The organism is Pseudomonas sp. MF6755 (assembly GCF_016405635.1).
In the GTDB taxonomy this organism is placed as follows: Bacteria; Pseudomonadota; Gammaproteobacteria; order Pseudomonadales; family Pseudomonadaceae; genus Aquipseudomonas; species Aquipseudomonas haemolytica.
In genome coordinates, this window is the sequence record NZ_JAEKDA010000030.1 from 39,086 (window position 1) to 45,085 (window position 6,000).

Annotated in this window: 5 protein-coding genes; all 5 read left to right on the top strand. The window is 59.6% G+C overall.

The features are described from left to right. Positions 1 to 66 precede the first annotated feature (66 nt). The 5 genes from JFT66_RS28545 to JFT66_RS28565 all read left to right on the top strand — a co-directional run bounded on the left by JFT66_RS28545 (position 67) and on the right by JFT66_RS28565 (position 5,844). On the top strand, positions 67 to 1,893 hold the full coding sequence (locus tag JFT66_RS28545) for a long-chain-acyl-CoA synthetase (RefSeq protein WP_034116969.1): 1,827 nt from the start codon (positions 67 to 69) through the stop codon (positions 1,891 to 1,893). Between the two features lie 106 nt (positions 1,894 to 1,999). Continuing rightward, a complete protein-coding gene (locus JFT66_RS28550) occupies positions 2,000 to 2,515 on the top strand; it encodes an ankyrin repeat domain-containing protein (RefSeq protein ID WP_034116968.1) in 516 nt (171 codons plus the stop codon). Positions 2,516 to 2,556: 41 nt separating this feature from the next. Then, positions 2,557 to 3,087, top strand: a complete 531-nt coding sequence (locus JFT66_RS28555; RefSeq protein ID WP_034116967.1) for a hypothetical protein — start codon at positions 2,557 to 2,559, stop codon at positions 3,085 to 3,087. A 67-nt stretch (positions 3,088 to 3,154) separates the two neighbouring features. Continuing rightward, entirely contained in the window at positions 3,155 to 3,346 is a 192-nt protein-coding gene (locus JFT66_RS28560; protein ID WP_003172956.1) for a PLDc N-terminal domain-containing protein, read from the top strand. A gap of 410 nt (positions 3,347 to 3,756) precedes the next feature. Next, complete coding sequence (locus tag JFT66_RS28565) at positions 3,757 to 5,844, top strand: LTA synthase family protein (protein WP_034116966.1); 2,088 nt, start codon at positions 3,757 to 3,759, stop codon at positions 5,842 to 5,844. Positions 5,845 to 6,000 lie beyond the last annotated feature (156 nt).

Below are 6,000 nucleotides of genomic sequence, written 5' to 3' on the forward strand. Positions count from 1 at the left end.
GGCGAATTCCCTCATGGGCGCCGAGTTTCCGGCCCCGACCAAGAATAAGAAAAAGGACGTTCCGCCATGAGTCACCAGCAAACCGACCTGATCACCTGGCGCATGATGCTGCGCAAGGTGCCCGCTATCGTTAGGGCGCTCCCAAGGGTTGTTCGCGGCATGCGCGCAGCCAATGTCACCGACCCAACGCAGCCCTGCGGCTTGGCCTGGCATTTCGAGCAAGCGGCCTTGCGTAACCCGCACGGTGCCGCGCTGCTGTACGGTGACAGCGTGATCAGCTATCGCGACGCCAACCAGCGTGCCAATCGCATCGCCCATTTCTTGCATGCCCAAGGCATTCGCAAGGGCGACGTGGTGGCGCTGTTTATCGAAAACCGTCCCGAACTGCTCTTGAACGTGCTGGCCGTGGCCAAGCTGGGCGGTATCTGCGCCATGCTCAATACCTCGCAGACCCAGGCCCCGCTGGTGCACAGCCTGACGCTGGTCAACCCGGTAGCCATTGTGGTGGGGGCGGAGTTGCTGAGTGCCTACGCAGCGGTGCGTGAACACGTGCAGATCCGTGCCGAGCGGACCTGGTTCGTGGCTGATCAACCCGGTACTGAGGCTCCCCAGGGCTATATCGACCTGATGGCCGCGAGTGCCGAAAGCCCGGTCGACAATCTCGCGAGCTCAGCGCAGATTTTCTTCAACGACCCCTGCTTCTATATCTACACGTCCGGCACCACCGGCTTGCCCAAGGCCGGCATCATGAAGCACGGGCGCTGGACCAAGACCGCCGTGAGCTTCGGCAGCATCGCCCTGGACATGGGGCCGCAGGACGTCCTCTATTGCACCTTGCCGCTGTACCACGCCACCGGCCTGTGTGTGTGCTGGGGCTCGGCCATTATCGGTGCTTCCGGCTTCGCCATTCGGCGCAAATTCAGCGCCAGCCAGTTCTGGGACGATGCGCGCAAGTTCAACGCGACCACCCTTGGCTATGTCGGTGAGTTGTGCCGCTACCTGCTTGATCAGCCGCCCAGCGCACAGGATCGCGATAATCGCGTGACCAAGATGGTCGGTAACGGCTTGCGCCCCGGTGTGTGGGCACAATTCAAGCAGCGCTATGGCGTCGAGCATATCTGCGAACTGTATGCCGCCAGCGACGGCAATATCGGCTTTACCAACGTGCTGAATTTCGACAACACCATCGGCTTTTGCCTGCAGCACTGGGCGCTGGTGGATTACGCCCACGACACGGGTGAGCCGCTGCGCGCCAGCAATGGGTTCATGCTCAAGGTGCCCACCGGCGGGCAGGGCCTGTTGTTGGCGCGCATTGATGAAAAGTCGCCTTTCGACGGCTATACCGACCCGGAAAAGAATCGCAAGGTTGTGCTGACGGACGTGTTCAAAAAGGGTGACCGCTACTTCAATACCGGCGACCTGGTGCGCAGTATCGGTTTTGGTCATGCGCAATTTGTCGATCGCCTGGGCGATACCTATCGTTGGAAGGGCGAAAACGTCTCGACCACCGAAGTGGAAAACGTCCTGCTGCAACACCCGCAGATTGCCGAAGTGGTGGCATATGGCGTCGAGATTGAAAACACTAACGGCCGCGCAGGCATGGTCGCCATCACTCCCAGCGAATCCCTGGCCGCCCTGGATATGCGCGAGTTGCTGCAATTCGCTCATGGCCAGTTGCCGCATTATGCGGTGCCGCTGTTCCTGCGGATCAAGGTGAAGATGGAAACCACCGGCACCTTCAAATACCAGAAAGTGAAACTCAAAGAGGAGGCATTCGACCCGGACAAGGCCGGCAATGATCCGGTCTACGCCTGGTTGCCGGGTTCGGACAGCTACGTGCCGGTCACCGGGCAATTGTTGGCGCAGATCCAGGGCGGGCAGTTCCGTTATTGATTCTGGCTATGGCGGCTTTTGACAAAAAAGCCATGACACTGGGGAACTCCATCGCGACACTGGGCGCCTTATCCAGTTACATAAGTCGCATCAGGAAGGAGCCCCCATGTCAGATCAGCCTAAACAAATGACCGAAGACGAAGCTGCCGAATTCGCCGAGCAGGTCTTCGACGTGGCCCGCAAAGGCGACGCCGCCATGCTCGCGGCGCTCTTGGCCAAGGGCTTGCCGGCCAACTTTCGTAATCACAATGGCGACACCTTGTTGATGCTCGCGGCCTACCATGGCCACGCCGAGGCGGTAAAGGTGCTGCTGGAATTCAAGGCCGACCCCTTGATCGCCAACGACAAGAACCAGTTGCCGATTGCCGGGGCGGCGTTCAAAGGCAACCTGCCGGTGGTCAAGGCGCTGATCGAAGGGGGGACGCCGGTTGAGGCCGCATCGTCGGATGGGCGCACGGCGTTGATGATGGCGGCGATGTTCAACCGCGTTGAAATGGTTGACTACCTGATCAGCAAGGGCGCGAATCCCAAGGCCACCGATGCACAGGGTGCGACGGCGCTGGCAGCGGCACACACCATGGGCGCGGTGGATACGGCGGCGCAGTTGCAGAAACTGGTGTAGGCTACGCGCCCTTTAAAACCCGCCCGCCACAGGACCACCTCATGAAAACCGCCCTCGTCGAACTCCTCAGCAAAATCAGCGCCGGCGTCATGAGCGACGACGAGGTCGCGCGTATCGCCGACGAAGCGGCCCAGGCCTATGCGGACCCGCTGGCGTTTCTGGCGGCCAATCCGGATATCAACTATGACGACACCTTCCCTATCTCACTGGGAGAGTGGGTGGTGGTCGGTAGCCTGCCGGACACGGTGTTGTTCCAGGCCGATACCTATGTCGACCTGTTTGCCCAGATCGTCGCGTCGTTCGGCCCGGGTGTGGCGTTCAACCTCAAGCCCAAGCAACTGGCCAAGGCCGAAGACCTGACCGCGCTGAACCGCATCCAGATCCAGATGAGCGCCTTGAGCCCGGAAGACGGCGGCTATGTGTTGATGAACTTCAGCCAGTTGTTGGACGACGAGATCCAGGCGGTGTTGGTGTTTGGCAACGACCTGCCACGAGTGCTGGAACTGTGCGCCGAAGTGGGTATCAAGGCCGAGCCGTCGCTGGAAGCGTTGAAGATCGCTGTGCACGTCTGAAATAAAACGGAACCCCCGCCAAGGCTGGCTATCCTACAAGTGCATGCCCTCACTTAGGAGCGACACCATGGGTTCCACTTTTAATGGCCTGATTGGCCTGATCATCCTCGCGCTGGATATCTGGGCGATCATCAACGTGTTCAAAAGCGGCGCGAGCACGGGCGCCAAAGTGCTATGGATCCTGCTGATCCTGCTGTTGCCAGTACTGGGCCTGATCATCTGGGCGATTGCCGGGCCACGCGGTAACGTGCGGATCTAAGCACCTCACTTTCTTTGGAGTGAGCACAGTTAGTGTGGGAGCGGGCTTGCTCGCGAAAGCGGTGTATCAGTATCAGATGTTTTGACTGACACACCGCATTCGCGAGCAAGCCCGCTCCCACATTGCTTTTCACTGCATCAATTAGTTTTATGTGTCGAAAGTATTCGGTGCACAGAATTTTCACATCTTATCCAAGACAATTCGCCGGCTTTATCTCCCTGCCAAGGCTCTAACTCCAACGCTTTTAAAAGCAGGATCGTGGCGCACGTTCAGTAATTAATAGCCTTGCCGGCCTTGATCGGGCACCATTTGTGCCACCGCGTTAACCGCCTACCCCAGCCAGCCTGGGCGAGGGACGGACGCCACTGCATTATTTCGCAACTTAAACTTCCAATGGGTCCTAAAACGACATGGCAAACCCGGACGCCCTGAATCAGCAGCGAGCTTCAAATCGCCTGCTGCAACCGACCGTCAAATCCCATCTGGCTTACACGCTGCTTTGCGCATTGGTCATGATGGTGATGTTCTCCCTGCTACGCCTGGCGTTGCTGGTCTACAACCGCGAGATGATCCTGGATACGCCCGCCTCGACGTTCCTGGAAGCGTTCGCCAACGGCCTGCGCCTGGACATTCGCCTGGTGATGTACCTGCTGATCCCGCTGCTGCTGGCGTTGTTCAGTGTGCGGGCCATGGCGGCACGTGGCTTCTTCCGTGTGTGGCTGACCGTTGCGTCGAGCATCGCCTTGTTCCTGGGCTTGATGGAGATGGACTTCTACCGTGAGTTCCACCAGCGCCTCAACGGCCTGGTCTTCCAGTATGTGAAGGAAGACCCGAAAACCGTGATGAGCATGCTCTGGTACGGTTTCCCGGTCGTGCGCTACCTGCTGGCCTGGGCCGTGGGTACGCTGATCCTGAGCATGGCCTTCAAAGGGGCAGACCGGGCAACGCGCCCACGCGGCCCGTTCAGTGGCGGCACTATCAGTACGCGCCAGGTGGCACCGTGGTACAGCCGCATCGCCGTGTTCGTGGTCTGCCTGCTGGTCGCTGTGGTCGCCATCCGTGGCACCCTGCGCCAGGGGCCGCCGCTGCGTTGGGGTGATGTGTACACCACCGATTCCAACTTCGCCAACCAGTTGGGCCTCAATGGCACCCTGTCGCTGATCGCTGCGGCCAAGGCGCGGTTCGGTGAAGACCGTGCCAACATCTGGAAAGCCACCCTGGAGCAGCCGCTGGCCACCCAGACCGTGCGCGACATGCTGGTGTTGCCGCAAGAGAAGCTGGTGGATACCGACACTGCTGCCGTGCGCCGTGACTTCACGCCACCGGCCGAGAAAACCCTGCCGATCAAGAACGTCGTGGTGATCCTGATGGAAAGCTTCGCCGGCCATTCGGTGGGCGCATTGGGGCGTCCGGGCAATATCACGCCGTACTTCGACAAGCTGACCAAGGAAGGCTTGCTGTTCGACCGCTTCTTCTCCAACGGCACCCACACCCACCAGGGTATGTTCGCCACCATGGCTTGCTTCCCGAACCTGCCGGGTTTCGAATACCTGATGCAGACCCCGGAAGGCAGCCACAAACTGTCGGGCTTGCCGCAGTTGCTCAGCGCCCGTGATTTCGACGATGTGTATGTCTACAACGGCGATTTCGCCTGGGACAACCAGTCGGGCTTCTTCAGCAACCAGGGCATGACCAACTTCATCGGCCGCAATGACTTCGTCGACCCGGTATTCTCCGACCCGACGTGGGGCGTATCCGACCAGGACATGTTCAACCGTGGCCTGGAAGAATTAAAGGCCCGTGAAGGCGGCAAGCCGTTCTACGCGCTGCTGCAAACCCTGTCCAACCACACGCCATACGCTTTGCCGACGCCATTGCCGGTTGAGAAAGTCACCGACCGTGGCAGCCTCAACGAGCATTTGACGGCGATGCGTTACTCCGACTGGGCCTTGGGCCAGTTCTTTGAAAAGGCCCGTAAAGAGCCGTACTTCAAGGAAACCCTGTTTGTGGTCGTAGGCGACCACGGCTTCGGTAACGAGCAGCAGATCACCGAGATGGACCTGGGCCGCTTCAACGTGCCGATGCTGTTGATTGCACCGGGCATGCAGGAGAAGTTCGGCGAGCGTGACCACACCGTGGGCACTCAGATCGACATCGTGCCGACCATCATGGGCCGCCTTGGCGGCGACACCCTGCACCAGTGCTGGGGCCGTGACCTGCTGAACCTGCCGGAAGGCGACAAGGGCTTCGGCGTGATCAAGCCGTCAGGCAGCGACCAGACCGTGGCCTTGCTTACCGGTGACCGCGTGCTGGTATTGCCAAAAGAAATGCCACCCAAGTTGTGGGAATACACCCTGGGCGCCGAGCCGACTGGCAAGGTGATCCCGGAATCGCCGGACGAGGCTGCACTCAAGCAAAAACTCGAGTCGTTCTTGCAAACCGCTACCAAGAGCCTGCTGGATAACACCGCAGGTGTCGTGGATGGTAAGCCGGACTGATTGACCGGCAATAAAAAAGAGGCCTTCTAGTGAACTGCCCCCCGAATGTTGGACACCTGACCCCTCGGGAGGGTGTTCCATGACGAAATACAACCTAGCGCTCAAGCAATCACTGATTGAAGAGTGTCTGTCTGCAAGTAGCGTTCATGAGGTGGC